The organism is Hydrogenophaga sp. (assembly GCF_018780385.1).
Lineage (GTDB): Bacteria > Pseudomonadota > Gammaproteobacteria > Burkholderiales > Burkholderiaceae_C > Hydrogenophaga.
The window spans coordinates 215,732-240,824 of the sequence record NZ_JADMJO010000003.1; the positions used below are offsets into that span (position 1 = coordinate 215,732).

At 70.2% G+C, this 25,093-nt stretch carries 23 protein-coding genes; all 23 read right to left on the minus strand.

Going from position 1 to position 25,093, the window contains the following annotated elements; all coding sequences use genetic code 11:
• Positions 1-1,452, minus strand: a complete 1,452-nt coding sequence (locus tag IV113_RS01620) for a cobyric acid synthase (RefSeq protein ID WP_291080157.1) — start codon at positions 1,450-1,452, stop codon at positions 1-3.
• Positions 1,449-2,423 (minus strand): aminotransferase class I/II-fold pyridoxal phosphate-dependent enzyme, encoded by a 975-nt coding sequence (locus IV113_RS01625; protein WP_291080159.1) that lies wholly within the window; start codon positions 2,421-2,423, stop codon positions 1,449-1,451. The genes IV113_RS01620 and IV113_RS01625 overlap by 4 nt, the downstream gene beginning before the upstream one ends.
• On the minus strand, positions 2,420-3,394 hold the full coding sequence (gene cbiB / locus IV113_RS01630; RefSeq protein ID WP_291080161.1) for an adenosylcobinamide-phosphate synthase CbiB: 975 nt from the start codon (positions 3,392-3,394) through the stop codon (positions 2,420-2,422). The genes IV113_RS01625 and cbiB overlap by 4 nt, the downstream gene beginning before the upstream one ends.
• A 5-nt stretch (positions 3,395-3,399) precedes the next feature.
• Positions 3,400-4,653, minus strand: coding sequence for an 8-amino-7-oxononanoate synthase (gene bioF, locus IV113_RS01635; RefSeq protein WP_291080163.1), 1,254 nt, complete (start codon positions 4,651-4,653; stop codon positions 3,400-3,402).
• A 4-nt stretch (positions 4,654-4,657) separates the two neighbouring features.
• Positions 4,658-5,338: a dethiobiotin synthase gene (bioD, locus tag IV113_RS01640; RefSeq protein ID WP_291080165.1), complete on the minus strand. Its 681-nt coding sequence runs from the start codon at positions 5,336-5,338 to the stop codon at positions 4,658-4,660.
• Positions 5,328-6,704 carry an adenosylmethionine--8-amino-7-oxononanoate transaminase gene (gene bioA, locus IV113_RS01645; RefSeq protein ID WP_291080167.1) on the minus strand — a complete coding sequence of 459 codons (1,377 nt, stop codon included), beginning with the start codon at positions 6,702-6,704 and terminating at the stop codon, positions 5,328-5,330. The genes bioD and bioA overlap by 11 nt, the downstream gene beginning before the upstream one ends.
• A 10-nt stretch (positions 6,705-6,714) precedes the next feature.
• Positions 6,715-7,740, minus strand: a complete 1,026-nt coding sequence (bioB, locus tag IV113_RS01650; protein WP_291080169.1) for a biotin synthase BioB — start codon at positions 7,738-7,740, stop codon at positions 6,715-6,717.
• Positions 7,741-7,804: 64 nt separating this feature from the next.
• Positions 7,805-8,605: a CbtA family protein gene (locus IV113_RS01655; RefSeq protein WP_291080171.1), complete on the minus strand. Its 801-nt coding sequence runs from the start codon at positions 8,603-8,605 to the stop codon at positions 7,805-7,807.
• A gap of 115 nt (positions 8,606-8,720) precedes the next feature.
• Complete coding sequence (locus tag IV113_RS01660; protein ID WP_291080173.1) at positions 8,721-8,906, minus strand: CbtB domain-containing protein; 186 nt, start codon at positions 8,904-8,906, stop codon at positions 8,721-8,723.
• A 166-nt stretch (positions 8,907-9,072) separates the two neighbouring features.
• The gene (locus IV113_RS01665) at positions 9,073-9,483 is read right to left on the minus strand and encodes a DUF1636 domain-containing protein (RefSeq protein WP_291080175.1); all 411 of its coding nucleotides are present in this window, start codon (positions 9,481-9,483) and stop codon (positions 9,073-9,075) included.
• A gap of 17 nt (positions 9,484-9,500) precedes the next feature.
• Entirely contained in the window at positions 9,501-10,187 is a 687-nt protein-coding gene (locus tag IV113_RS01670) for a VWA domain-containing protein (protein ID WP_291080177.1), read from the minus strand.
• Positions 10,184-11,242, minus strand: coding sequence for an AAA family ATPase (locus IV113_RS01675; protein WP_291080179.1), 1,059 nt, complete (start codon positions 11,240-11,242; stop codon positions 10,184-10,186). Before IV113_RS01675 ends, IV113_RS01670 begins: the two co-directional genes overlap by 4 nt.
• A complete protein-coding gene (gene cobN / locus IV113_RS01680) occupies positions 11,239-15,045 on the minus strand; it encodes a cobaltochelatase subunit CobN (protein WP_291080181.1) in 3,807 nt (1,268 codons plus the stop codon). Before cobN ends, IV113_RS01675 begins: the two co-directional genes overlap by 4 nt.
• A 161-nt stretch (positions 15,046-15,206) precedes the next feature.
• The gene (gene cobW, locus IV113_RS01685) at positions 15,207-16,271 is read right to left on the minus strand and encodes a cobalamin biosynthesis protein CobW (protein WP_291080183.1); all 1,065 of its coding nucleotides are present in this window, start codon (positions 16,269-16,271) and stop codon (positions 15,207-15,209) included.
• A 15-nt stretch (positions 16,272-16,286) separates the two neighbouring features.
• Complete coding sequence (locus tag IV113_RS01690) at positions 16,287-17,159, minus strand: helical backbone metal receptor (protein ID WP_291080185.1); 873 nt, start codon at positions 17,157-17,159, stop codon at positions 16,287-16,289.
• Between the two features lie 68 nt (positions 17,160-17,227).
• Positions 17,228-17,797 carry a cob(I)yrinic acid a,c-diamide adenosyltransferase gene (gene cobO / locus IV113_RS01695; protein WP_291080187.1) on the minus strand — a complete coding sequence of 190 codons (570 nt, stop codon included), beginning with the start codon at positions 17,795-17,797 and terminating at the stop codon, positions 17,228-17,230.
• A gap of 28 nt (positions 17,798-17,825) precedes the next feature.
• On the minus strand, positions 17,826-18,587 hold the full coding sequence (locus IV113_RS01700; protein ID WP_291080189.1) for an ABC transporter ATP-binding protein: 762 nt from the start codon (positions 18,585-18,587) through the stop codon (positions 17,826-17,828).
• On the minus strand, positions 18,584-19,561 hold the full coding sequence (locus IV113_RS01705) for an iron ABC transporter permease (protein WP_291081149.1): 978 nt from the start codon (positions 19,559-19,561) through the stop codon (positions 18,584-18,586). The genes IV113_RS01700 and IV113_RS01705 overlap by 4 nt, the downstream gene beginning before the upstream one ends.
• Positions 19,562-19,644: 83 nt before the next feature.
• Positions 19,645-20,517 (minus strand): helical backbone metal receptor, encoded by an 873-nt coding sequence (locus tag IV113_RS01710; protein WP_291080191.1) that lies wholly within the window; start codon positions 20,515-20,517, stop codon positions 19,645-19,647.
• A complete protein-coding gene (gene cobU, locus IV113_RS01715; protein WP_291080193.1) occupies positions 20,514-21,077 on the minus strand; it encodes a bifunctional adenosylcobinamide kinase/adenosylcobinamide-phosphate guanylyltransferase in 564 nt (187 codons plus the stop codon). Before cobU ends, IV113_RS01710 begins: the two co-directional genes overlap by 4 nt.
• Complete coding sequence (locus IV113_RS01720; RefSeq protein WP_291080195.1) at positions 21,070-21,888, minus strand: cobalamin-binding protein; 819 nt, start codon at positions 21,886-21,888, stop codon at positions 21,070-21,072. Before IV113_RS01720 ends, cobU begins: the two co-directional genes overlap by 8 nt.
• Positions 21,885-23,228 (minus strand): cobyrinate a,c-diamide synthase, encoded by a 1,344-nt coding sequence (locus IV113_RS01725; protein WP_291080197.1) that lies wholly within the window; start codon positions 23,226-23,228, stop codon positions 21,885-21,887. Before IV113_RS01725 ends, IV113_RS01720 begins: the two co-directional genes overlap by 4 nt.
• Positions 23,225-25,069 (minus strand): TonB-dependent receptor, encoded by a 1,845-nt coding sequence (locus IV113_RS01730; RefSeq protein WP_291080199.1) that lies wholly within the window; start codon positions 25,067-25,069, stop codon positions 23,225-23,227. Before IV113_RS01730 ends, IV113_RS01725 begins: the two co-directional genes overlap by 4 nt.
• Between the last annotated feature and the right edge of the window lie 24 nt (positions 25,070-25,093).

A 25,093-nucleotide genomic window follows, 5' to 3' on the forward strand; every position in this document is an offset into this window, starting at 1 on the left:
TCAGGGTGAGATGAGTTGATCGAGCACGCCGGGCTCGACATGTTTTTCGATGAAATCGGCCAGGCCGTCGAACACGGTCTCCAGCGTGGGCGCGGTGGCGCCAAACAGCGCATGCATCACGCGCAGGTCTTCAAACAGGCCATGCAGGTAGACGCCGAGCACGTTGCCCGCGGCGTTCTGCCAGCCCAGGCCTCCGGGCAACACCTCGCGTGCCACATCGCCGCCCGCCGCCATGGCCGGGTGCTGCGCGGTCTGGCCGTGGTGAATCTCGTAGCCGGCGGCGGCCACGCCAGAGAGGGCGGACCATGCGCCGTGCAGTGCGCCAAAAGCGGTGTGCGTGTGGCGCACGGTCTTCTGCAGGTCGAACTGCGTCACCAGCGGCAACAGGCCCAGGCCGGGTGCGTTCCCATCGATGCCGTGCGTGTCGATCAGCGCCTCACCCAGCATTTGCAGCCCGCCACACACACCCAGCACCGCCCCGCCCTGCGCAGCGTGCGCAGCGATCGCGCGGTCCAGCCCCTGTGTCCGCAGCCAGGCCAGGTCGGCTGCGGTGGCCTTGCTGCCGGGCAGCACGATCCAGTCGGCACCCGCGCAATCGGCGGGGGTGCGCGCCCAGACCAGGCGCACGCCGGGCACGTTCTTGAGCGGCTGAAACTCGTCGAGGTTGCTGATGCGCGGGTAGGCAATGACGGCGATGGTCTTGTTCACGGCGCCGGCGGCACGTGTGCGGTCGTCAAAAACACCGTCCTCCTCGGGCAGGCCGTGTTGCCACCACATGGGCAACACCGCCACGGTGGGCACACCCGTAAGTTCTTGCAGCATCTGCGGCGCGGGCGCGAGCAGACTGGCGTCGCCGCGGAACTTGTTGAGCACGAAGCCGTGGATGAGCGCGCGCTCCTCAGCCGGCAGCAACGCCCAGGTGCCATACAGATGGGCGAAGGCACCGCCGCGATCGATGTCCGTCACCAGCAGGCAGCGCGCCTGCGCATGCAGGGCCACGCGCATGTTCACGATGTCGCTGGCGTGCAGATTGATCTCGGCCGGCGAGCCCGCGCCCTCGATCACCACCACGTCGTTTTCTTCGCGCAACGCGTCCAGCGCAGCGGCAATCTGCGGCCACACGTGCAAGCTGCGGCCACGCCAGGGCATGTTGGACAGCGCTTCGTTCACCTGCCCCATCAGCACCACCTGGCTGCGCGTGTCGGCCTCGGGCTTGAGGAGCAACGGGTTCATGCGCACCTCGGGCTCGGCTTGTGCCGCCAGGGCTTGAAAGTATTGCGCGCTGCCGATCTCCCCGCCATCCACGACCCGTGCGTTGTTGCTCATGTTCTGCGCCTTGAACGGCGCAACTTTGAGACCTTGCCGCACGTAATGCCGACACAGCGCGGTGGTGAGCCAGCTCTTGCCCGCGCCGCTGGTCGTGCCCAGCACCATCACGCAACGCGCGGTCATCGGCACACCTCCGTGCGGTGCAATGCCGTGCGCAAAGCGGCCTGCGCCTCGGGCGGCAACACGCCCAGGCGCCAGTGGCCCGGCAAGCCGAAGGACGTGGTGTCACGCAGCTTGATGCCGGCCGCGCGCAAGCCCATCGCATCCACCGGGTTCCGGGGTTTGCCGCAGACGTAGTTGGCCTCGCTGGGCAACACGCGCCAGCCCAGGTCGTTCAACAAGCCCAGTTGTTCGTGCTTCCACTCGCGCAATGTCTCCAGACTCCGCGTCAGCCAGTCCTGGGCGGCCGGCGACACCCAGGCATCGAGCATCGCCACGGCGTGCGCGCCCAGCGGCCACGAGGGCGCCATTTGATCGAGCGCGCGCGCCTCGGCCACGGCGCGCTCGGGGGCGATGGCGTAAGCGCCGCGCACGCCGGTCAGCCCCATCGCCTTGTTCGGCGTCCAGAGTTGCCAGATGCGTTGCAGCGCGACGGGGTCGAGGCTGCAGGCACCATTCAGGCGAAGCGGCTCGTAGGCGCGGTCCAGCACCACCTGCGCGCCCGATGCGACCACGCGCCGCGCGAACGGCTCGATCTCGCCCGTCGGGCTTGATGGCTCACAGATCCAGGCGAGGTGGGCACGTGCCGGGTCGTGCATGGGCTCCAACCGCCAAGTCTGCGCGGCATGCGCATAGTCGCCATAGGCCAGCACCGGCAGCCAGACACGCTGGCCACCCTCGCGCGCCACCCAGACGGTGAAACGGTGGATGAACTCGCTCGCGCTGCCGGCCAGCACGATGCGCGCGGCATCCACCGCGTGGAAGGCTGCGAGCGATTCGCGCAAGACCGTGTACGTGGGGTCGGGGTAGTGGCGCACATCGGCCTGCTGCACAGCCACCAGCGCCATGGGGCACGGGCCGCAGGCGTTGGCGTTGGTGGAGAAGTCCCAACGGGGCACGCCCAGTGCGTCGGGGCCGCCGTGCGTGATGTTCATGGTGTGAAACTCCAGATCAGCGCCGCCCAGAGCAGCGCAGTGACGGTGAGCAAGGCCACCACGCGGCCGGCGAGCTGCAGCGCCTGCGCGGTGTCGGCGGCCTGCGGGCTGCGGCCCGCGCCGTGCAATTCGTACACGCCGGGCTTGCCCAGGCGCACATCGAGCGCCAGCGCCATCGCAGCCATGGGCCAGCCGCTGTTGGGCGACGGTGTGCGCCGCGCCTGCGCCGGCAGCGTGCTCAGGCCGCGCGCTGAACCGAGCAAGCCCAGCAAGGCGGCAGTGATGCGCGCGGGCAGCCACGACAACACGTCGTCGGCCCGCGCCGCCCACTTGCCGGCCCAGGTCCAGTCGCGGCCGCCGCGCTCGCCGCGGTAGCCCCACATGGCGTCGGCCGTGTTGGCGAAACGGTAGAGCGCGGCGCCGGGCAGACCCGCCACGGCGAACCAGAACAACGGCGCGACCACCGAGTCGTTGAGGTTCTCGGCGAGCGATTCGATGGCGCTCTCGCGCACCTGCGCGGCGTCGAGCGCACTCACGTCGCGACTCACCAGCCACGACAGACGCTCGCGCCCCGCCGCCAGCGACTCGCCCAGCGCCGCCTCCACCGCCCGCACCTCGTCGCGCAACATGCGCCAGGCCAGCAGCGGCTTGAGCAACAGGCCCAAGGCCAGGGCCTGCAGCCACGCCGGCCCCTGCCCCACAGTCCAGGTCGCCGCGAGCGCGGTCAGCACCACCACAGCGGCCCCGGCGATCCAACCCAGCGCGCCGGCCACGAACAGCCGGCCAGCGGCGGGCGCGGACTCGCCCATGGCAGGCGCAATGCGCCGGCCCATGGCGTCAAGGCCCCGCCCCATCCACACCACCGGGTGCCAGCGCGTCGGCGGTTCGCCCCACCAGCGATCGATCAGCAGGGCCACCAACGTCGCGATGGGCGTAACCACGTCGGGCAACAGGGGGAGGAGCCCGCTCATGGCGTTCACGCGGTGGCCAGCGGGGAATGCACCGCCTGGCCCTGCGCGCCCATGGCACGCGCCGCGATGCGCAGCGCGCGCAACAGCGCGTCCACGTCGGCGGATTCGTGTGCGGCCGACAGCGCGATGCGCAGCCGTGCGGTGCCTTGCGGCACGGTGGGTGGGCGGATCGCGGGCACCCACAGGCCCTGCTCGCGCAACACGGCCATCACGGCCAGGGCGGCTTCGTTGTCGCCGATCACCAGGGGCTGGATCGCGGTATCCGAGGGCATCAGGGTCCAGCCAGCGGCATCGACCGCCGCGTCGGCACCGGGGGCCAAGCCCTCTCGCAATTGGGCGACCAAGGCATTCAGGTGCCGCCGGCGGCGCTCGCCCTCGGGCCCCAGCACGCAGCGCAGACCCGCCCGCACAGCCTCGGCCAGCAGGGCTGGCGCAGCGGTGGCGTAGGTGTAGCTGCGGGTTTTCTGCAGCAGCCATTCCACCAGCCGCTCAGGCCCGGCCACGAACGCCCCGGCCACGCCCAGCGCCTTGCCCAGCGTGGCCATGTAGATCACGCGCGGCGAAGCCCACGCGCCGGTCAGGCCGGCGGCGGCCAGGGCGCCCCGGCCCTGCGGCCCCAGCACGCCGAAACCGTGCGCGTCGTCGAGCAGCAGCAGCGCGTCGTGCCGTTCGCACAGCGCGTGCAGGCCCGCGATGTCGGCGATGTCGCCGTCCATGCTGAACACCGCGTCGCTGATCACCAGCTTGCGGCGCGCCGGGCTGGCCGCCAGCAGCGCGTCGAGCTGCTGAAGATCGGCATGGCGGTAGCGGTGCACCGTGGCTTTGGACAGGCGCGCGCCATCGATCAGGCAGGCGTGGTTCAGCGCGTCGGAGAACAGCGCGTCGCCCTCGCCCACCAGCGCCGGCACGATGCTGGCGTTGGTGGCATAGCCGGCGTAGAAGTACAGCGCGCGCGGCAGGCCCACGGCCTCGGCGAGTTCACGCTCCAGCGCGGCGTTGGCCACGCTGTGGCCACTGACCATGGGCGAGGCGCCCGAGCCGACACCGTAACGGTCCACCGCGGCGTGCACCGCCTCGCGCAACGCCGGGGCCTGGGACAGGCCGAGGTAGTCGTTGCTGCAGAAGGCCAGCAGGGACTCACCGTCCACGTTGAGCCGCGCGCCCTGCTCCGGCACCACCTCACGGCGGCGACGGCGCAGTGCCTGCGCATCCAGTGCACTCAGACGTTCATCGAATTCGTTCAACCAGCTCACAGTCATTCCTTTATTGCCATGCAGAGGGCAGTTGCAGCGCGATGTGGCGCGCATCGGGCGCCTCAGCGTGCCACGGCACGGTGCCCAACAGCGGTGCCGACAGGCGCTGGCGCAGTGTGTCGATGTTGTCCTCGCGGAAGGGCATGGTGGGGTCGACCGCATTGGCCACCCAGCCCGCCAGTTCCAGCCCATCGGCGCGAATCGCCTCGGCCGTGAGCAGCGCGTGGTTCAGGCAACCGAGGCGCAAGCCCACCACCAGCACGACGGGCGCGCCAATGGCGCGTGCCAGATCGGCCAGGGTTTCGTGGTCGTTGATCGGCACGCGCCAGCCACCCGCACCTTCCACCACCACCGCATCGGCCTGGTCCCGCAAGGCGCGGTGCGCGGCCCGCAGAGCGGCCACGCTCACGGCCTGCCCCGCGCGCCGGGCCGCGATGTGCGGTGCGATGGCATCGGGCAAGGCCACCGGGTTGTCGAGCGCGGCGGGCACGGCCACGGTGGAGGCCGCGCGCAGGGCGAGCACGTCTTCGCTGACCCACTGCCCCTGGTGATCGATCAGGCCGGCGGCCACCGGCTTCATGCCGACCACGCGCCGGTGGTGGCGCGCCAGCGTGTGCAAGAGCGCCGCGCTCACCAGCGTCTTGCCGACACCGGTGTCGGTGCCGGTGATGAAGCAGCCGTCAAACGCCATCGCACACCCCTTCCAGAGCGAGCGCGCTGGAGGGCTCTTCTTCGGCCAGCGTGGCCTGCAAGGCGACGAGCGCACCTGTGGCCAGGTGCGCGCCTTCAGCTTCGTCGATCACATACGGCGGCATGGCGTACAGCGTGTGGCCGATGGGCCGCAGCAGCAGGCCCTGGTCGAGCGCATGGCGGGCATAGCGGCGAGCGAAGTCGGGCAGGCTGCTGGGCACGTCCCACGCAAAAATCATTCCTTGGCGCCGTGCGTGGCGCACACGCGGATGGGCTGACAGCGGCGCGAACTGCGCGGCCATGCGCTCGCCGGTGCCCACGTTGCGGCGCAGCACGTCGGTCTGTTCGAACAGGTCCAGCGTGGCCAGCGCCGCGCGGCAGGCCAGCGGGTTGCCGGTGTAGCTGTGCGAGTGCAGGAAGCCGCGCGCGACCTGGTCATCGTAAAAGGCGGCATAGACCTCGTCGGTGGTGAGCACCACCGACAGCGGCAGCGTACCGCCGGTCAAGCCCTTGGAGAGGCACAGGAAGTCGGGCCGGATGCCTGCCTGCTCGTGTGCGAACAGCGTGCCGGTGCGGCCGAAGCCAACGGCAATCTCGTCCAGCACCAGATGCACCTGGTAGCGGTCGCACAGCTCGCGCGCGCACCGCAGGTACAGGGGATCGTGCATGGCCATGCCGGCGGCGCACTGCACCAGCGGCTCGACGATCAGCGCCGCCGTGTCCTCGTGGTGTTCGGCCAGCCAGTCGGCCAGCGCGCCTGCGGCCCGTTCGGCCACATCGGCGGCCGACTCACCCGTCGCAGCCGCGCGGGTATCGGGGCTGGGCACGGTGGCACCCAGGCGCACCAGCGGCGCATAGGCTTCGCGAAACAGCGCGATGTCGGTCACGGCCAACGCCCCCACGGTCTCGCCGTGGTAGCCACCGGCCACGCCGACGAAACGGTTCTTGCGCGCGCGCCCGGCGTTGCGCCAGTGGTGCGCGCTCATCTTGAGTGCGATCTCGGTGGCACTCGCGCCGTCGCTGGCGTAGAAGGCGTGTCCGAGACCGGTGAGAGCGGACAGGCGCTCCGACAGCTCCACCACCGGCGCGTGGGTGAAGCCGGCCAGCATCACGTGGTCCAGCGTGTTCAGTTGATCAATCAGCGCAGCGCGGATGGCGGGGTGGTTGTGCCCGAACAGGTTCACCCACCAGGAGCTGATCGCGTCCAGGTAACGCCGGCCTTCATGGTCGTGCAGCCACACGCCTTCGGCGCGGGCCACGGGAATCAGCGGCAGCGCGGCACCATCGCTCGCGTGCAGCTTCATCTGGGTGCAGGGGTGCCACACCGCCGCGAGGCTGCGCTGGCGCCAGGCTTCGTTGACCGACATGGCGGTGTGATCAGGCGCGACGCGCCTGCATGCCCAGTCTGGCGAGCATGTCCATGTCGGCGGCCACGTCGGGGTTGCCGGTGGTGAGCAGCTTCTCGCCGTAAAAGATGGAGTTGGCGCCACCCAGGAAACACAGGGCCTGCACCGCTTCACTCATTTGCTGGCGCCCGGCCGAGAGGCGCACGCGGGCGCGCGGCATGGTGATGCGCGCCACCGCGATGGTGCGCACGAACTCCAGCGGATCGAGGTCGGGCTGGTCGGCCAGCGGCGTGCCCTGCACCTTCACCAGGTTGTTGATCGGCACCGACTCGGGGTAGTCGGGTGCGAGGTTGGCGAGCTGTGCCACAAGCGCGGCGCGTTGGCGGCGCGACTCGCCCATGCCCACGATGCCGCCGCAGCAGACCTTCACGCCCGCGCCGCGCACGCGCTCCAGCGTGTCCAGGCGGTCCTGGTAGTCGCGCGTGGTGATGACTTCACCGTAGAAGTCGGGCGCGCTGTCCAGGTTGTGGTTGTAGTAGTCCAGGCCGGCGTCGCGCAGGGTCTCGGCGTGGCCTTCGTTGAGCATGCCCAGCGTGGCGCAGGCCTCCAGGCCTTCTTCTTTCACGGCGCGCACGAGTTCGGCCACGGCGTCCACGTCGCGGTCTTTGGGCGCGCGCCAGGCGGCGCCCATGCAGAAGCGCGTGGCGCCCGCCTGCTTCGCGCGCTGGGCGGCTTCGCGCACAGCGGCCACGCCCATGAGCTTGCCGGCTTCAAGACCCGTGTCGAAATGCACCGACTGCGGGCAGTAGCCACAGTCTTCAGGACAGCCGCCGGTCTTCACCGACAGCAGCGTGGCGAGCTCGACCTCGGTGGGGTCGAAATGTTCGCGGTGCACGGTTTGCGCGCGGTGGATCAGCTCGGAGAACGGCAGATCGAACAGTGCGGCAACGTCGTCGACGCTCCAGGCCTGTGTGCCCGCGTCCGACACGGGCTTGGGTGTGGCGTGGAAATGCAGGGGCTGCGCGGTGACGGGAGATGTCAGGGTATCGGTACTCATGTGGGGATTCCTTTTGTTGTATGCGGCATTCTGCCCGCCCGGGTGGCGGGCCGATGGCCAGCGGTCAGGCTGCTTGCGCCGGCTTGCCGGCCAGGCCGAAGGTGGCGAGCAACGCCGGTTGCACCCAGCGCTGGAAGGCGAGGCCCGAGGCCACGCCCATGCAGAGCCAGAACGACAGCGAGATCCAGGTGGTGGCCCAGACAAACTGGGTGCCCAGATCGCGCAGCACCGCCTGGGCCTCCCCCTGGAAACCGCTCAGGGGATCGGCCGTGATGTGCGGAGCACCCACCACAAAGGGCAGGGCCAGCCACGCCGCAGCGGCGATCCAGCGCAAATGGCTGCGCATGCCCGCCACGGACCAGCAGGCCAGCGCCGCGCTCACGGCGGCCAGCAACCACCAGCCCTGGCGCGAACCCAGGCGCGCGGCGTCCATGCCAGGGATCTCGGCGTGCAGGCCGATCGAGGGCCAGAAGTGGAACACCAGCCAGCCCGCAGCGGCCGTGACAAGCGCCAGCGGCAGCGCGCGCAAGTTGGTGCCGCGCCACAGGGCCACGCCCATCACAGCGAACACCAGCAGTGCCATGCTGAACGCATGCAGCACATTGGCCACAAACGTCCACGCGGTGCGCTCGAAGCCGTCGGCAGGAGCCCACGCTTGCGCTTCCTCGTGCACGTGTGCAGGCGCTGCGGCCGTGCTCTGCGTGTGCACGTGGCCAGCGGTGACAGGTGCTTCGATCTTCTGGTCTTCATAGGCCTCGGCGGCCAGGATGATGGGCACTGCCTGCCATTGCTGCATGCCGGTCTGCACGACACCCACGGCGAGCGCGACGGCCAGGCTCGCCCAGATCAGTCGGGAAAAAATCATGATGTAGCTCCAGGAGAGTGAGGTGGTTTGTCCAGAGGTGCCGCGGAACCGGCTTTGCCGGGCCGCAGGCGCCGCCCCCTTGAGGGGGTCGCGCGAAGCGCGGCGGGGGTGCTTCTCAATGACAGGGCTTGACGGTGACGTGGCGCACGTCGTGCGCCGCGTTGTGCGCGACCGGGCTGTCGGCAAACGCCACGCCATACAGCACGACCAGCCCGAGGGCGGCGGCAGCGGCCAGTTGCAGCAGCAAGCTGCGCACGGCGGAGGTGGTGCCCGAAGGCGCCGAGGTGGTGGTTCCATTCATGTGGTGCTCCATTTCGAAGAGAGGTTGAGGCGTCAGGAAAAGGAAGCCATGGCGTCGCGCCCTTCGGCGCCATGGTGGGAAATCAAAACGAGTGTGGTACTCACTGGGGTACCTTCGCCCTGTGGGCTGCGGTGCGAGCTTGCTTGGGAACGGCTCGGCGCTGCGCTCATGCTTCTGTGGCCTCGAGGCTGGGCGGCAGCCGCGCCAGGATGCCGCTGCGCAAGCGCGCGGGCCGCTCGTTGCGCAGCAGGTTGCCGTCGCTCGCGGCGGCGTGCATGCCGGCGCACAGCAACACGTGCTCGGCCGTCTCGGCATCGGGCACGAGGTCGCCAAACAGGTAGGTGTGTTTGCCTGGCGCCTGGAAGGCCACCGAGCAGGCGCGCCCACAACTGCTCAGGCAGGCCATGCCACGCACGTGCACGCGCATCGACGGGTCCCCATCCAGCAGGTGGACCGCCTGCACGGCCTCGAACAGGATGGCGCCAGCCGCCGGCTCGTCGCGGGACGCGCCCGGTGGGCGGCAGGTGGTGCAGACGATCACCTCGGTGATCGGTGGTGGGGGAACGGATGAGTGCATGACGTTCAGGGTGTTGATCAGGCGGGCAGGCGGTGCTCGGCACGCCAGCGTTCGGCCCAGGCCGCGCACCGGCCGATGGGTCGCAGGCGGTCGTCGAAATCCACGACGACGATGTGGCCCGCCGCGGCAGGCGCCACCGGTTGTTCGAGCGTGCGGCCATCGGTGAGCAACCACAGGCAGTTCGTGCCGCCCATGCCGCGTGGGCGCTGGGCATTGCGCAGCAGCCGCTCGGCTTCGGCCAGGCAGGCCGACAGCGGCGTGCCGCCGCCACCGCCCACGGGCCGCACCCGCGCGCTGCCCGCCGCGCGCGCCGGACCAGGTGGCAGCAGCAACTCCACGCCTTGTCCACCGAAGCACAGCAGCGCCACATGGTCGCCCGCGCGCGCGGCCTGCTCGATGAGGCGCGCGGCATAGCCCTTGGCTTTGGCAAGACGGCCACCCGCTCGCATCGAGCCCGAGGTGTCGAGCGCGATCAGGTGCAGGCTGGGCACGCTGGCGTTCGCCGGTTGATGGCGCAGGTGCGATGGCGCCAGGCGCTGCGGCCCCTTGCTCATGAGCGTGCGCACCCAGTGAATGCCGGAGCCCATCGCCTCGGCGGGACGCGCGGCATGCCGGGCCAGGTCCGGTCGTGGAGAACGGTTCGGGCTTGGCCACCGCCAGCCGCCGGGCGCCGTCGTCGGCGCGCGCAGGCTGGGGTGGCTCATGCTTTTTTTGGGGGCCACGCCCCCGTGTTTCTGACGCGCACCATGGCTTGCGGTTGTGGTGGCAGCGCGCCCCAGTCGCCTTCGGGCGTGGGTTGCGCGGAGGCCGAGGCGCCCTGTCGGTTTGCAGAGGGCTGCGGGTTGCCGGGCGCGGGCGACAAAGCCGCGTGCGGTGGTGCCGCGTCCTCGGAACGGCGGTGCGCCAGCGCCAGTTCGGCCACGGCGTCCACGTCTTCCAGCCGCACGGTGTGGCGTTGCTCCAGCGCCGCCAGCGCGCGCGCGGCGCGCAGCATCACGAGATCGGCGCGGATGCCATCCACTCCCGCTGCCAGTGCCAGTTGCGACGCGTGCTGCACCACGTCGTCGGTCCATTCGATGGCCGTCAGCGCGGCACGCGCGGCAGCGAGCTTCGCCACCAGCTGTGCCTGCGCATCGGCGTGCTCGGCCACCAGCGCCTGCGGGTCGGCGTCAAACGCCAGCCGCGCACGCACGATGGCCTGGCGTTGGAGCGCGTCGTTCGGGTTCTCCAGCACCACCGACAGGCCGAAGCGGTCCAGCAACTGCGGCCGCAACTCGCCTTCCTCGGGGTTCATGGTGCCCACCAGCACGAACTGCGCGGCGTGCTGGCGCGAGACGCCATCGCGCTCCACCGTGTTCACGCCGCTGGCGGCGACGTCCAGCAGCGCATCGACCAGCGCATCGGGCAGCAGGTTGACTTCATCGACGTACAGCACGCCGCCGTGCGCGCGCGCCACCAACCCGGGCGCGAGACGCACCTGGCCGTCGCGCAGCACGTCTTCGAGGTTGAGCGTGCCCACGAGTTGTTCCAGGCTCGCCGCCAACGGCAGCGTGATGAAGGGCGCCTGCGGCAGCAGCGCGGCCAGTGCGCGCGCCGAGGTGGACTTGGCCGTGCCGCGCGGGCCGCTGATGAGCACACCGCCCATGCCGGGGTCGATGGCGGCCAGCAGCAAGGCACGTTGCAAGGCGGCATGGCCCACCAGCGCGGTGAACGGAAAGGCCGCGCTGGACGCGGCGTGCAGTTCGGGAACGGTGGTCATGGCAAGGGTCCTTGGTTTTCCAGCGTGTGTTCGAGGGCCAGCAAGTGCTCTTCGATGCGTTCGCGGTGCTCACCCGGCTCGGCCCACAGGCCGCGCTGCATGGCTTCCAGCAGGCGCTCGCCGATGCCGCGCAAAGCCAGCGGGTTGTGCTGTTGCAGGAAGTCGCGCGTGGCGTCGTCGTGCAGGTAGGCGTCGGCCACCAGCGCGTACTGGTGGTCGCCGACCACGCCGGTGGTGGCGTCGAAAGCGAAGAGGTAGTCCACCGTGGCGGCCATCTCGAATGCGCCCTTGTAGCCGTGGCGCTTCACGCCATCGATCCACTTCGGGTTGACGGCGCGCGCGCGCACCACGCGCGCCACCTCTTCGTTCAGCGTGCGCACGCGCGGCGCGCCGGGCGTGCTGAAGTCGCCGTGGTACAGCGCGGCGGGCGCACCGGCCAGGTGCTGCACAGCCGAGGCCATGCCGCCCTGGAACTGGTAGTAGTCGTCCGAGTCGAGGATGTCGTGCTCGCGGTTGTCCTGGTTGTGCAGCACCGCGTCCACGCGCGCCAGGCGCTGCTCGAACGCCTCGCGTGCGGCGGTGCCGTGGCCGTCCTGACCGTAGGCGAAAGCACCCGCGCGAAGGTAGGCCTGGGCGAGGTCGGCGCGCTCGTTCCAGCGGCCGCTGGCGATCACCTCTTGCAGCCCCGCGCCGTAACCCCCCGGGCGCGGCCCGAACACGCGCCAGGTGGCCTGGCGCTGCGCGTCATCGGCGGCCGCGCCGGCGGCCACGGCCTCGGCGGCTTCGCGTTGCACGCGCACCCGGATCGGGTTCACCTCGTCCGGCTCGTCGTCTTCGGAAATGGCGGCGACGGCGCGCACCGCCGTGTCGAACAGGTCGATCACGTTGGGGAAGGCATCGCGGAAGAAGCCCGAGACCCGCAGCGTCACGTCCACGCGCGGCCGGTTCTTGATGGCCATGGGCAGCACCTCGATGTCCACCACCCGGTTGCTGCCCGGCGCCCACTTGGGCCGCACGCCCAGCAGCGCGAAGGCCTGACCGATGTCCTCGCCGCCGGTGCGCATGGTGCTGGTGCCCCAGACCGACAGGCCCACCGCGCCGGGAAAGTTGCCGTGGTCCTGCAGGTGGCGCTCGATCACGCGGTCGGCTGCCAGCGCACCCATGGCGTAAGCGGTGGGCGTGGGCACGGCACGCGTGTCCACCGAATAGAAGTTGCGCCCGGTGGGCAACACGTCGGGCCGACCGCGCGAGGGCGCGCCGCTGGGGCCGGCGGGCACGAAGCGGCCCGACAGGCCACGCATCAGCTGGCCGATCTCGTTCGGACCGCAAGCGTCCAGGCGCGGCGCCAGGGTCTGGCGCATGCGCTGGATCACCGGCGCGGTCTGTGGCCAGGCTTGTGCGTCGAGCGGCGTGGGCTCCGCGCCCAGGTGCTTCGTGACGAACACGATGGCCAGAAACTCCAGCCGCTCGCGCGTGTGGCCCGCGTGGCGCCAGGGTTCGTCGCTCAGGCCCTGCAGTGCTTCGGGGCGCGGCCCGTGCCAGGCGTCCGCCCACTCGGGGCTCAGTGGGTCGAAGCCCTGCAAGCCCAGGTCGTTCGCCAGCGCCACCAGCAGGCTGCCCTGCCCCGCCGCGTTGCCGCCCGGAAAACGCGCGAGCGCCACCAGGGTGTCGGTGCGCTGGCGGCCTTGCGGCGAGCGGCCGAGGATGTGCAGGCCGTCGCGGATCTGCGATTCCTTGATCTCGCAGAGGTAGGCGTCGAGCCGCGCCAGCAGCTGTTCGCGCTGCGCCTCGTCGGCCGGTGGCTGGAAGCCCAGCTCCTGGTGCAGGCTGTGTTTGAGCACCTGCTGCAGGATGCTTTCGCGCAGCAGCTTCGCGCGGCGCGGGTCGAGCGAGAGCGCCTCGTAGTACTCGTCCATCTGGCGTTCGAGTTCCTGCAGCGGGCCGTAGGTTTCGGCGCGCGTGAGGGCGGGCATGAGGTGGTCGATGATCACCGCCTGCGTGCGGCGCTTGGCCTGGCTGCCTTCGCCCGGGTCGTTGACGATGAAGGGATACAGGTGCGGCAGCGGCCCCAGGATGGCGTCGGGCCAGCAGGCCGCGCCCAGCGCCACGCTCTTGCCGGGCAGCCATTCGAGGTTGCCGTGTTTGCCCACGTGCACCACCGCGTCCACCGCGAAGGCGCGCCGCAGCCAGAAATAGAACGCGAGGTAGCCGTGCGTGGGCACCAGGTCGGCGTCGTGGTAACTCGCCACCAGGTCGAGGTCGCGGCCACGCGCGGGCTGGATGCCTACGAAGACCTGGCCCAGACGCAGGCCCGGCACCATGAAGCGGCCGCTGCGTTGCATCGGGTCCTGCGAGGGCGGCCCCCAGAGCGCGTTCACCGCGTCCTGGCTGTCCTGCGGCAGGGCGTGGAAATCGGCCAGGTAGTCGGCCATCGCGAGGCTCTGGCCGGCGGGCCGGTGGTCATTGGCGTCCACGTTGTTGGTCACGCCCTGCACCAGCTGTGCCATCAGCGCATCACCGTGCTCGGGCAGCTCGCCGGTGCCGTACCCCGCGTCGCACAAGGCCTGCAGGATGAGCACGGTGGACGCGGGCGTGTCCAGCCCCACGCCGTTGGCCAGGCGCGCATCGTCGTTGGGGTAGTTGGCGAGGATCAGCGCGATGCGCTTGTCGGCGTTGGACTTCTCGCGCAACACACACCAGCGGCGCGCGAGCTCGGCCACGAAACGGATGCGCTCGGGCTCGGGCTGGTAACGCACCACGTCCACCTCGGTGCGCTCGCAGCGCCAGGCCAGGCCCTTGAAGCTGATGGCGCGCGTGCCGATGCGGCCGTCCACCTCGGGCAGCACCACCTGCATCGCGAGGTCGCGCGGCGCCAGGCCGTGCGGGTCGGCCTGCCACTGCTCCAGCGAGCAGCCGGCGGTGATGAGCTGCAGCACCGGGGCGTCGCCGGCCAGGGTGGCGAGCGGCGCGTCGTCGGGCAAGGCGTCGTCGCTGCCATCGAGCGAGGCCACGGCAAAGCTGGTGGCGTTGAGCACCACGCCGACGCCGCGCTCAAGGGCCAGCGCCTGCAGCGCGGCCAAGCTGGCCGGGTTCTTGAGCGAGTCCACCGCGACCGCCAGCGCATTGAGGCCAGCGTCCGCCAGCGCGGCCAGCACGGCGTCGAACACCGCCGTGTTGCCGGCCTGCAGGTGCGCGCGGTAGAACACCAGCAGCGCCACGGGTGCGCCCGCGCGCCATGGCGCGGCGGCCTGCGGCGTGTAGGGCATCACCGGTGGCAAAGGCAATGGGGGCGGAGGCCGCTGGCCCAGCCCGAAGGCCGCGTGGCCGATCAGCGAGAAGAAAGCCAGCGCGTTGTCGCGCCCGCCCTCGCGCAGGCAGCGCCAGAGCCGGTCGCAGTCTTCGGGCCCTGCGGTGCTGCGCATGAGCAGCTGCGGGTCCTGCACGTTGTCGCCGGAGAACAGCGCCAGCCACTGGCCGTGCTTCGCGGCCAGCGACACCGCCTGCTCCACCACGTAGGCCCAGTCGCTCGGGGCGCCGAGGTGGTCGATCACGACCACGCGGGCGTGGCGCAGTACGTCGTCCACATACATGTCCGTCGATGCGGGCTGGCGCAGCCACATCAGGTTGGCCAGCCGGACCCTGGGGAAATCATCGCCCAGGCTCGCGGCCGCGTCGGCCAGCAGCGAGAGCGTGGTATCGGCCGCGCTCAGCACCACGATGTCACCCGGCGTCTGCTCCACGCGCACGATGCCCTGCCCGCCGTCTTCGACGTGGCCTCCGGGGCGCGTAGAAAGCAAATGCATTCAGCTCTCCACCCAGCGGGAGCACAACGCGCACCGCAAGCCACGCACCCATGCAGGGGCACCATGGAACCGGCTTTGCCGGGCCACAGGTGCCGCCCTCCTCCCGCCGAAGGCGAGAGAGGGGGGTGCCGCGAAGCGGCGCGGGGGGTGGTTCATATTCTTCAGGCCGCCGTGGTGGCGGCGAGCAGTGCGGACTGCAACTCGCGTTGCAGCGTGTCGCGGTCGAGGTGGTCGCCGATCAGCACGAGTCGCGTGGCGCGCAGGTCGTCGGCGCGCCAGGCGCGGTCGAAGTGGCTGTCGAAGCGCTGGCCCACGCCCTGCACCACCAGGCGCATGGCCGTGCCCGGCAAGGCCACGAAGCCTTTCACGCGGTAGATCTCGTGGCGCTGCACCAGGGCGATCAGCGCGTCCAGCAGGCGCTGACGGTCGTTCACCTCCAGCGTGATCGACACCGAGTCGAACTCGTCGTGGTCGTGGTCCTCTTCTTCGTCGTGGTGGGTCTTGCGCTGGTCGATGGCGTCTTCCACCGCGCGCTCCAGGCCGAGCAGCACGCCGAGATCGATGCGGCCGTGCTGCGCGTGCACCAGCTTCACGCCGGCCGGCGTCTCGGCGCGGATGATGGCCTCCACCCGGGCGAGCGTGGCCGCGTCCATGCCGTCGGTCTTGTGCACCACCACCAGGTCGGCGGTGGCGAGCTGGTCTTCGAACAGTTCGGCCAGCGGCGAGTCGTGGTCCAGGTTCTCGTCGGCGCGGCGCTGTGCGTCCACCGCCACCGGGTCTTCCGCGAAGCGGCCGGCGGCCACGGCGGGTGCGTCCACCACGGTGATGACGGCGTCCACCGTGAACGCGTTGCGCAACGCGGGCCACTGGAAGGCCTGCACCAGCGGCTTGGGCAGCGCCAGGCCCGAGGTTTCGATCACGAGGTGGTCGATCTGGTCGCGCCGGGCGGCGAGCTGCTCCATCACCGGGGCGAACTCTTCCTGCACGGTGCAGCACAGGCAACCGTTGGCGAGTTCGTAGAGCTGGCCGTTCTCTTCGCCGTTTTCGTCGCAGCCGATGCCGCAGCCGCGCAGCAGCTCGCCGTCGATGCCGAGTTCACCGAACTCGTTGACGATGACTGCGATGCGTTTGCCTTGCGCGTTCGTGAGCAGGTGGCGCAGCAGCGTGGTCTTGCCGGCACCGAGGAAGCCGGTGACGATGGTGGCGGGGATCTTGCGGGTTTGCATGGGGTGGTCTCCAGTTCAGGAACGGGTGGGCAGAGCGAGCAAACAATCAACCAACATGTGCGCGGCCTCGCCCAGGCGCGGGCCGGGGCGCGACAGCAGGTCCATGCGCTCGACATCGAGCTGGCAGACCTGCTGCTTGCGCACCGCCTGCATGCCGGCCCAGCCGGGCCGATCGGTCATACCCGAGAGCGTGGTCTGCGGGCCGAGGATCAGGTCGGGTGCGCGGCGCACCACCATCTCGGGGTTGATGCGTGGAAACAGGGGGCCATCGCCCGCGTGGACGACGATGTTGTTCAGACCGAGCCGCGCGATGGTTTCGCCGATGAAGCTCTTGTCGCTCGCCGCGGTGGGGCCGATGCCGACTTCGATGTACACCGTGCGCCCGCGCAGGGCGGCCGGCACGCGGCGCGCGGCGGCGTCGAGTTCGCGGTCAATGCGCTGCACCAGTTCGGCCGCGCGCGCCTGCTCGCCCAGCGACTGGCCGAGCGCGAGCAGCATGCGTTTCAGGTCGGCGTGCGTGCGCGCATCGAACATCTGCACCGGCACGCCCAGTTCCGTCAGGCGTTCGCCCGCGCGGCTGCGCGGCCCGAGCAACACCATGTCGGGCCGCAGCGCGACGATGCTTTCGATCTGCGCGTCCTGCAGGCCACCGACCTTGGGCAGTTTGGCCACGTTGCCGGGCCAGCTCGAATAGCGATCGGTGCCGACCAGCTCGGCGCAATGCCCGAGCGCGCACACGGCTTCGGTGAGCGAGGGCGAAAGCGTGATGATGCGGTGCTGCGCCAGCGCGGGCGCGGGCCCGGCCAAGCCACCCAACAACCCGAACACCGCCAACGCCGACCCGGAGGCACCCACCGCCGTTCGCACTGAGCTTGTCGAAGTGCTCATGCGATGTGGGCCGGTGAGGGCTTCGACAGGCTCAGCCCGAACGGGGTTTTACCTTGGATGGGGCGCATTCAGTCCTCGATCCCTCGTTGGGCGGGGACACCCGCCTTGAAGTGGTGCTTGATGAGCGTCATCTCGGTCACGGTGTCAGCGAGTTCGATCACCTCGGCCGGCGCGCCGCGCCCAGTCAACACCACATGCACGTGGGGCGGGCGCTCGCGCAGGCAGGTCAGCACCGTGTCCAGCGGTACCCACCCGTAGCGCAACGGGTACATGATCTCGTCGAGCACGACCATGAAATGCTCACCGGCGCGGATGCTGGCCTCGGCCTTGGCCCAGCCCTCCAGCGCCAGCTGCGCCGAGTGCTCCAGGTCGCGGCTCTTCCAGCTGAAACCGTCGCCCAGGCCTTCGATGGGAATGCCCAGTTGCTCGAACAGGCGGTGCTCGCCGAAACGCGCCGACGGCACCTTCATGAACTGGTAGACCTTGACCGACTTGCCACGGCCATGAGCACGCAGGGCCAGGCCGAACGCGGCCGTGCTCTTGCCCTTGCCGGTGCCGGTGTGCACGAGCACCAGGCCGCGCCGTTCGCCCTGGGGTTTGGGGGTGTCGCGCAAGACAGGGGGTTCTTCGATCTGCATGGTTCGGGCTCCAGAAGAAAAAGAGAGGTCAACGGGGCAGCGCGACCCACTGGTCGCCCAGCGGATGGATCGCGATGCGGTGGTCAAAAACCTGTTCGAGGGCCTGATGGGTGGCCGGGTCGTTGCAGCCGCCTTGGTGGTGCACGCGGCCCCCGGCCATCACCACCATCTGGTCGGCGTGCAGCGCCATGCCGATCTCGTGCAGCACGCTGACCACCGTCTTGCCTTGCGCCACCAGTTCGCGCACCAGCAGCAGCCAGTCGGCCTGGTGCGGTGGGTCCAGGTTGGCCAGGGGTTCGTCCATCAGCATCACCTCAGCCTGCACCGCCAGCAGGCGTGCCAGCAGCACGCGCTGGCGCTCGCCGCCCGAGAGCGCGCCGAGGGGCCGCTCGCGCCAGTCCCAGGCCTGGGTGGCGCGCAGGGCCTGCTCCACCGCGACGCGGTCGGCGCCGGACGACGGGGCCAGCCAGGGCTGGTGCGGCAGGCGGCCGAGCATGGCCACGTCCCACACGCTGAGGTCGTCCGCGCCCTGCTCGCCCTGACCCAGCCAAGCCAGGCAGCGTGCGCGTTCGCGGCCGCGCCATTGCGCCAGCGGGCGGTCCAGCAGTTGCACCTGGCCGCTGTGCGGCAGCAGGCCGGCCAGCGCCTTGAGCAGGGTCGATTTGCCGGCGCCGTTGGGCCCGACCACGCTGGTCCAGCGCGCGGCGGGCAGCTGCACGTCGATGCCGTGCAGCACGGGCGTGCCGCCCAGCGACACGGCGATGCCGCGTGCTTGCAAAGCGGCGCTCACAAGCCACCTCCCGGCCGGCGGCGCCGGTGCATCAGCCACAACAAATAGCTGCCGCCCAGCACGGCGGTGAGCACGCCCACGGGCAGTTCCTGCGGCGCGATGATCCAGCGCGCGAGCACGTCGGCCGCCATCAGCAGCAGGCCGCCCATCAAGGCGCTCAACACGATGAGGCGGCCGTGCGTGGTCTTCACGATGGAGCGCACCAAATGCGGCGAGGCCAGGCCCACGAAAGCGATCAGCCCGGTCTGCGCCACGGCCGCGCCAGTGGCCAGCGCCAGCACCGCCACCAGCACGGCGCGCACCGCGGCCAGCGGCAGGCCCAGGCTGACGGCGGTGGCTTCGCCCAGGGCCAGGCCATCGAGCACGCGGCCGAACGAGGCCGCCACCAGCAAGGCGGCCAGCAGCATCGCCGCCATCACGCCGCACGCCGCCCAGCCGACGAAACCGGTGCTGCCCAGCATGAAGCCCTGCATGGCCTGCAAGGTGTCGGGCGACGCGATGGTGACGAGGTCGCGCCCCGCGCCCAGCACCACGCCGACGATCACGCCCGCCAGCAGCAGACGCAGCGTGTGCTGCACACCTTTGGCCAAGGCCAGCGTGAGCACCACGCCGATCACCGCGCCGGCGAACGCCGCACCCGTCAGGCCCAGACGCACCAGCCACTGCGTGGCAAACGGCGTGGTGCCGAACAGGGCCAGCGCCAGGGCCACCCCGAGCGCTGCGCCCGAGGCGCTGCCGAGCAGGTAGGGATCGGCCAGCGGGTTGCGGAACAGGCCCTGCGCCACCGCACCGGCCAGGCCGAGCAGCGCACCGGCCACCCAGGCGCCGAGCGTGCGCGGCAGCCGGATGTCCCACAGGATCTGCCAGGCCACGGCGTCGTGGCGCGCGTGCAGCACGCTGTCGAAGCCGGTGCTGCCCACGCCCACGCCCAGCAGCAACGCGAGCAGCGCCACCAACAGCAGGGCCGCTCCCAACCAAGAAACACCGCGGAACCGGCTTTGCCGGGCCGCAGGTGTCGCCCCCTTGAGGGGGTCGCGCGAAGCGCGGCGGGGGTGCTTCACTTCAAACCCTTGCTGGTGATGCAGCGCGCCATCAGCCGTGCGGCCTCGGCCATGCGCGGGCCGGGGCGCACCAGCACGTCGGATTCGTCGGCTGTGAAGACGCAGATCCGCTGCTCGCGCAGCGCGCGCATGCCGCGCCAGCCCGGCCGCAGCTCCAGGCCCTGCACGTTGCGCGAGCCGACCATGATCAGGTCGGGGTTGGCGCGCACCACGTACTCGGGGTTGATGCGCGGAAACGGGCCGAGCGACGGCGCCACGATGTTCTGCACGCCCAGGCGCGCCATCATCTCGCCGATGAAAGAACCGGTGCCGGCCGCGTAGCCCCCGGAACTGACTTCGTAATACACCCGCAACGAGCGCGCACCCGGCGGCAGCGATTGCGCCGCGGCTGACACGCCCGCGTCGATGGCGCGCCAGATGCGTTGCGCATCGGGCACCTCGAGCAACTGGCCGAGCTTGCCCATGACGCGCTGCGCGTCGGCCGAGCTCCTGGGCTCCATCGCCAGCACCTGGATGCCCAGCGACTCCAGCCGCTGCACGCCACGCGACGAGGTGGCCATGAGCACCACGTCGGGCTTCAAGGCCACGATGGCTTCGATGTTGGGGTCGATGCCACCACCGGTCTGCGGCAGGCTGCGCACGAAGGCCGGGTGGTTGGAGTACCGGTCCACGCCCACCAGACGGTGGCATTGCCCCAGTTCGCACACCGTCTCGGTCAGCGACGGCAGCAGCGAGACGATGCGCTGCGGCGACTGGGTCAGCGTCATCGTCACACCGCGGTCGTCGGTGACTTGCACGCCGGCGGCGTGCAGCGTGCCGGTGCAGGCCAGCAGCACTGTCCACAGCCACCTTGCTGTCGCGTGTTTCATGTCGCCTCTTTCAATGTGAGCGGCAGCCCTGCCGCCATCAGCGTGACGCGATCGCAGGCGGCCGCGACGGCCTGGTTCAGGCCGCCGAGCGCGTCCACGAAAGCGCGCGTCTCGCGCCCCATGGGGATCACGCCCAGGCCGATCTCGTTGCCCACCAGCACCACCGGTCCGCGCGCGGCCGCTATCGCGCGGCACAGGTCCTGCGTCGGCCCGGTGGCGTCGGCAGCAGCGCCCTCGGCGGGCATCAACAGGTTCGTCAACCACAGCGTGAGGCAGTCCACCACCACCAGGGTGTGCGGTGCGCTGTGTTCGCTCAGGGCAGCGGCCAGCATGAGCGGCTCTTCCACCGTCGCCATGCCGGGCACGCGCTCGGCGCGGTCGCGCTGGTGGCGCGCGATGCGGTCTCGCATCTCCTCGTCCCAAGCCTGGCCGGTGGCGACCATCACCGCGCGGTGTTGCGGTGAAGCGTCCAGCCACTGGCGTGCAAGCAACTCCGCGCGGCGCGACTTGCCGCTGCGCTGGCCGCCGAGGATGAATTCGCTGCGTGCGATCTCAGCCATGCTGCTGCATCCAGTGGGTGACGATGCGGTGCATCTGCGCCACGCCGTCGGTGAGTGCGGCCGGGCCGGGCTGCAGGATGTCGGCCGACTTGATCTCGAACAGTTGTCCGGTCTTCACCGCGGCCACGTCCTGCCAGCCAGCGCGCGCGGCCACCTTCTCGGGTCGGAAGTGCTTGCCGCACCAGGAGCCGATGATGATGTCGGGGTTGCGCCGCACGATCTCGGCGCCGTCGGCAATGATGCGGTCCTTGCCCATCGGCATGGCCGCGAGTTCGGGAAACACATCGTCGCCACCGGCGATGCCCAGCAATTCCGACACCCAGCGGATGCCGGAGATGTGTGGCTCGTCCCACTCTTCGAAGAACACGCGCGGGCGGCGCTTTCCGCTGGCCTGCAGCGTCTGCACAGCGGCGCGGATGCCGTCGAGCCGCGTGCGCGTGTCGGCGATCCAGGCCAAACCTTGTTCGGCACAGCCGACGATCGCCGCCACCTGGTAGAGCATGGAGAGGATCTCGTCCACGCTGCGCTGGTTGAACACCGTGACCTGCACGCCCGCGCGGATCAACAAGGCCGCGATGTCGGCCTGCAGATCGGAGAAGCCGAACACGCAGTCCGGTTTCAACGCGAGGATCTTGTCGATCTTCGCGCTCAGGAAGGCACTGACCTTGGGCTTTTCTTCGCGCGCCCGGCGCGGTCGCACCGTGTAGCCCGAGATGCCGACGATGCGGTGCTCCTGCCCAAGCAGGTACAGCCACTCGGTGGTCTCTTCGGTCAGGCAGACGATGCGCTGCGGGCCCAGGGCGGTGGTCATGCGGTGCCTCCTGGCAGGAACAGCGACGCGGTGGCCGCCGGGCTGGATGGGAACCAGGCGTGGAAGTAGCTGGCCTGCACCGCACCGGCGCGGTACACGGCTTCGCCGACACCACGAGCCTCACCGCGCACCGACTCGGTGTGGCCCGCTGGCTCGAGTGGAGACTCGCAACGCGAGTAGTGAAAGGTGTGGCCGCGCAGCACGCCAGCGGCCAGCGCGAGTTGCTGCGGGCCAAGCGCGGCCAGGCGCTTCTGCATCACGACGCGGCCGGGCAACAGGCCCCAGGTGGCCTGGGCGTCGCCATCGCTGGAAACGAGGGACTCGAACAGCGGCATCATGCCGCCGCATTCTGCCCAAACAGGAAGGCCCGCCTGCGCGTGAGCGCGCAGGCTGTTGCGCGTGCGTGTGCCCGCCGCGAGCGTGGCGGCATGCAACTCGGGATACCCACCAGGCAACCAGACCGCGTCGCACGGCGGCAGCGGCTCGTCGGCCAGGGGCGAGAAGAAGACCAGCTCGGCGCCCAGCACGCGCAACACATCGAGATTGGCCGGGTAGATGAAACAGAAGGCGGTGTCGCGCGCGACGGCGATGGTCTTGCCCTTCAGCAGCGGCTCCTCCGCGGGCTCGTCGTTCGGCGCATCGAACGCCACCGACCAGCGCGCCAGTGCAGCGCCATCCATCTGTCCGAGTGGCGTGCGGAACAGCGCGTCGGCCGCGGCATCGAGCCGCGCCAGGGCATCGGGCAACTCGGCGGCCACCGTCAGACCCAGGTGGCGCTCGGGCAGCGAAAAGGCCTCGTCGCGCATGACCGCCCCCAGAAAGTTCGAGTCGGTCCGGGCTTCACCACCCGGCAAGGCACCCTGCAGCATCTGCGCGTGGCGCTCGCTGGCCACGCGGTTGGCCAGCACACCCGCCCAAGGAAGCCCTGGCCGGAAGTGCTGCAAGCCAAAAGCCAGCGCGCCGAAGGTGCCGGCCATGGCCGAGGCGTCGATCACCGCCAGCACCGGCAGGCCGAAGCGCTGCGCCAGGTCGGCCGCGCTGGGCTCGCCATCGAACAGGCCCATGACGCCTTCAACCACGATCAGATCGGCCTGCCCGGCGGCTTCGTGCAGTCGCGCGCGCGCATCGTCTTCGCCCGTCATCCACAGGTCAAGGTTGTGCACCGGGTGCCCCGAGGCGAGCGCAAGCCAGTGCGGGTCCAGAAAGTCCGGACCACATTTGAAAGCGCGCACGCGCCGGCCGGCGCGCGCGTGCAGGCGCGCCAGTGCCGCGGCCACCGTGGTCTTGCCCTGGCCTGAAGCCGGGGCTGCCACGAGAATGGCCGGGCAAGGGTGTGTCACTTCTGCGGCGCCCAGTTAAGCGTGACGTAGGTCGCACGGCCCGGCTGGTTATAGCCGTACGCGGTCTCGTAGAACTTGTCGCCCACATTGTTCAGCCGCAGCGCCAGCGACCAGTCCTTGTTCACGGCGTAGCGCGCGTGCAGGTCCACCGTGCCGAAGCCCGGCAGACGCCGCGCGTTGGCCGCGTCGTCGAAACGCTCGGACACGAGTTGCACGGATGTGCCCCAGGTCCAGGCCCCGGTCTTGTGGTCCAGGCTGGCGGTCAACACCTCGTCGGCGCGGCGCTGCAGCTTGCGGTGGTTGAGCTCGTTGCGCGCGTCCAGCAGTTCCAGGTTGGTGAACCAGCTCCAGGCACCCGCCGAGCCGGTGTAGGCCAGCGACCAGCCTTCAAGGCGGGCGCGGGGCACGTTGGTCACCGCCGGCTGGATGGTGATGAAGCCGCGCACGCGGTTGTCGAAGCGCGTGAGCTTCACTTCATGCAGCCCTTGCGAGTAGGTCAATCCCACCTCACGGTTCTTGCCGCGCTCGGGTTGCGTGCTCGGGTTGCCGGTAAAGAAAGGCGACACGTAGTACAGCGTGTTGAACGACGGCATCTTGAATGACGTGCCGTAGGCCATATGCGGGCGCCAGTTCGGTGTGATCTGGAACCCGTAGCTGGCGAAACCGGTGGTGGCACCGCCGAACTGCGAGTTCTCGTCGCGCCGCAGGTTGGCCTGCCAGAGGTGTTGGCCCGCCTGGCCGGTCAGGCCCACGAAGACCGCATCGGTCGTGCGCGAGTGCACCGCGTAGGCCTGCGTGCCCGACACCGCTTCCTTGATCGACTCCGCGCCCACCAGCAGATTGCCCACGGCGGTGTTCCAGTCGTGCTGCAGCGTGATCTGCGTCTGCGAGGTATTGAACACCGACGGCGCACCCGGCGCGCTGAACGTGTCTGCCTGGTCATCGCTGCGCGACACGCGCAATTGCGTGCGCGAATCGGCCGACCACTTGCGCTCCAGGCCCCAGCCCGCCACGCGGGTGATGCTTTCGATGCGCGCGTTGAACGTGCCCGGCCCCTGGTCGAACTGGCTGGTGCCGTCGGCCTGGGTGAAGTTGAGGTCGGTCGTCCAGCCTGGTGCGATGGCCCAGCGCAGCGAGGCCGAGAGGCTGTCCTGGTCGAAGCCATCTTTGTCGGGGTTGTGGTTGCCGAAGGCCACGTTCCGGTTGGTCGACGAGAAGCCGTCTTCGCGCAGGGCGCCCACGCTCAGGTTGTAGGTGACCGTGTCGTTGCCACCGCTCAGGCCTGCGTTGACCTCGCGGTGCCCGAAGCTGCCGAGCGTCACGCTGGCGTTTGGATGAAAACCCTTCAAGCCGCGCTTGGTGAAGATCTGCACCACGCCGCCCACCGCGTCGCTGCCGTACAGCGCGGACGCCGGGCCCTTGAGCACCTCGATGCGATCGATCGCGTTCAGCGGGATGTTGTCCCAGTTCGCCGAGCCGGCGGTGCTGGAGCCATAGCGCACGCCATCGATCAGCAGCAGCACGTGGCGGGCTTCGGTGCCGCGAATGAACAGGCCCGACTGTTTGCCCAGGCCGCCGTTGGACGACATCTGCAGGCCCGCATTGCGCGAGAGCACTTCGGACAGCGAGCGGCCAGCGGACTGCTGGATCACTTCTGCGTCGATCACGACCACGTCACTGAGCACGGCGTCGGTGCGGGTCTCGACCCGCGTGGCCGTGACCACGGTTTCCTTGAGGGTGGATTCGGCAGCGGATTGAGCGTGGGACGCAGACGCGCCAAAGCCCGCCAGCAATGCCAGCGGTAGCACGGCCAGGGGCGCGTGCAGGATGCGATTTTTCATGGTGAAGAAACGAACAGGAAGCCC

Excerpts from the sequence above, each read along its gene's own strand:
- cobN (WP_291080181.1), bottom strand. The coding sequence starts at position 15,045 with ATGCATTTGCTTTCTACGCGCCCCGGAGGCCACGTCGAAGACGGCGGG.
- cobO (WP_291080187.1), bottom strand. The coding sequence starts at position 17,797 with ATGCAGATCGAAGAACCCCCTGTCTTGCGCGACACCCCCAAACCCCAG.
- IV113_RS01690 (WP_291080185.1), bottom strand. The coding sequence starts at position 17,159 with ATGAGCACTTCGACAAGCTCAGTGCGAACGGCGGTGGGTGCCTCCGGG.
- bioD (WP_291080165.1), bottom strand. The coding sequence starts at position 5,338 with ATGGCGTTTGACGGCTGCTTCATCACCGGCACCGACACCGGTGTCGGC.
- IV113_RS01720 (WP_291080195.1), bottom strand. The coding sequence starts at position 21,888 with ATGACCACCGCCCTGGGCCCGCAGCGCATCGTCTGCCTGACCGAAGAG.
- cobW (WP_291080183.1), bottom strand. The coding sequence starts at position 16,271 with ATGCAAACCCGCAAGATCCCCGCCACCATCGTCACCGGCTTCCTCGGT.
- bioB (WP_291080169.1), bottom strand. The coding sequence starts at position 7,740 with ATGAGTACCGATACCCTGACATCTCCCGTCACCGCGCAGCCCCTGCAT.
- IV113_RS01675 (WP_291080179.1), bottom strand. The coding sequence starts at position 11,242 with ATGACCACCGTTCCCGAACTGCACGCCGCGTCCAGCGCGGCCTTTCCG.
- bioA (WP_291080167.1), bottom strand. The coding sequence starts at position 6,704 with ATGTCGGTCAACGAAGCCTGGCGCCAGCGCAGCCTCGCGGCGGTGTGG.
- IV113_RS01655 (WP_291080171.1), bottom strand. The coding sequence starts at position 8,605 with ATGATTTTTTCCCGACTGATCTGGGCGAGCCTGGCCGTCGCGCTCGCC.
- cbiB (WP_291080161.1), bottom strand. The coding sequence starts at position 3,394 with ATGAGCGGGCTCCTCCCCCTGTTGCCCGACGTGGTTACGCCCATCGCG.
- IV113_RS01660 (WP_291080173.1), bottom strand. The coding sequence starts at position 8,906 with ATGAATGGAACCACCACCTCGGCGCCTTCGGGCACCACCTCCGCCGTG.
- IV113_RS01620 (WP_291080157.1), bottom strand. The coding sequence starts at position 1,452 with ATGACCGCGCGTTGCGTGATGGTGCTGGGCACGACCAGCGGCGCGGGC.
- cobU (WP_291080193.1), bottom strand. The coding sequence starts at position 21,077 with ATGGCTGAGATCGCACGCAGCGAATTCATCCTCGGCGGCCAGCGCAGC.
- bioF (WP_291080163.1), bottom strand. The coding sequence starts at position 4,653 with ATGACTGTGAGCTGGTTGAACGAATTCGATGAACGTCTGAGTGCACTG.
- IV113_RS01665 (WP_291080175.1), bottom strand. The coding sequence starts at position 9,483 with ATGCACTCATCCGTTCCCCCACCACCGATCACCGAGGTGATCGTCTGC.
- IV113_RS01670 (WP_291080177.1), bottom strand. The coding sequence starts at position 10,187 with ATGAGCCACCCCAGCCTGCGCGCGCCGACGACGGCGCCCGGCGGCTGG.
- IV113_RS01710 (WP_291080191.1), bottom strand. The coding sequence starts at position 20,517 with ATGAAACACGCGACAGCAAGGTGGCTGTGGACAGTGCTGCTGGCCTGC.
- IV113_RS01625 (WP_291080159.1), bottom strand. The coding sequence starts at position 2,423 with ATGAACATCACGCACGGCGGCCCCGACGCACTGGGCGTGCCCCGTTGG.
- IV113_RS01730 (WP_291080199.1), bottom strand. The coding sequence starts at position 25,069 with ATGAAAAATCGCATCCTGCACGCGCCCCTGGCCGTGCTACCGCTGGCA.